General features: G+C 67.5%; 2 protein-coding genes. Both read left to right on the forward strand.

The window, feature by feature from the left end; genetic code table 11:
- The coding region (locus KUM38_RS40915; RefSeq protein ID WP_217137230.1) for an alpha-glucosidase C-terminal domain-containing protein at positions 1–441 on the forward strand (441 nt) is incomplete at its 5' end.
- Positions 438–1300, forward strand: an 863-nt coding sequence (locus tag KUM38_RS40920; protein WP_254398556.1) for an alpha-amylase family glycosyl hydrolase, incomplete at its 3' end; no start/stop codon positions are given. The genes KUM38_RS40915 and KUM38_RS40920, both read left to right, overlap by 4 nt.

Genomic DNA, 1300 nt, shown 5'->3' on the forward strand with positions numbered 1-1300 from the left:
GACAGCGAGAAGTACCAGCTCAGGCACCGCGACTGGGAGACCGCCGAACGCGAGGGCCGCACCATCGGCCCCCTCATCACCAAACTCAACACCATCCGCCGCGCACACCCCGCGCTCCACCGGCTCAGGAACCTGCGCTTCCACCAGACGGACAACGACTCCGTCATCGCGTACAGCAAGCGCAGCGGCTCCGACGTCGTGCTCGTGGTCGCCAACCTCGACCCCCACCACACCCAGGAGGCCACGGTCTCGCTGGACATGCCGCAACTCGGCCTGGACCGGCACGAGTCGGTACCGGTGCGCGACGAGCTCACCGGCGAGACCTACCACTGGGGCAGGGCCAACTACGTGCGCCTGGAGCCGGGGCGGGCTCCCGCGCATGTCCTGCACGTACCGAGACCGCCCGCCGTACAGCGAAACGGAGGGCGAGGAACGTCATGACCGTGAACGAGCCAGTGCCGGACACCTTCGAGGACACTCCCGCCAAGGACCGGGACCCGGAGTGGTTCAAGCGTGCCGTCTTCTACGAGGTCCTGGTCCGCTCCTTCCAGGACAGCGACGGTGACGGCATCGGCGACCTGAAGGGCCTGACCGCCAAACTGGACTACCTGCAGTGGCTGGGCGTCGACTGCCTCTGGCTGCCGCCCTTCTTCAAGTCCCCCCTGCGCGACGGCGGCTACGACGTGGCCGACTACACCGCCGTGCTCCCCGACTTCGGCGACCTCGCCGACTTCGTCGAGTTCGTCGACGCCGCCCACCAGCGCGGCATGCGCGTGATCATCGACTTCGTCATGAACCACACCAGCGACGAACACCCGTGGTTCCAGGAGTCGCGCAAGGACCCCGACGGCCCCTACGGCGACTTCTACGTGTGGGCCGACGACGACAAGGGCTATCCGGACGCGCGGATCATCTTCGTCGACACCGAGGCGTCCAACTGGACGTACGACCCGGTGCGGGGGCAGTACTACTTCCACCGCTTCTTCTCCCACCAGCCGGACCTCAACTACGAGAACCCGCGGGTGCAGGAGGAGATCCTGGCGGCCCTGCGCTTCTGGCTGGACCTGGGCATCGACGGGTTCCGGCTGGACGCGGTGCCGTACCTCTACGCGGCCGAGGGCACCAACTGCGAGAACCTGCCCGCCTCCCACGCCTTCCTGAAGCGGGTGCGCAAGGAGATCGACTCCCAGTATCCGGACACCGTGCTGCTGGCCGAGGCGAACCAGTGGCCGGAGGACGTCGTCGACTACTTCGGCGACTACGCCGCCGGCGGCGACGAGTGCCACATGGCGTTCCACTT

It is taken from the genome of Streptomyces sp. AC558_RSS880 (genome assembly GCF_019049255.1).
Lineage (GTDB): Bacteria > Actinomycetota > Actinomycetes > Streptomycetales > Streptomycetaceae > Streptomyces.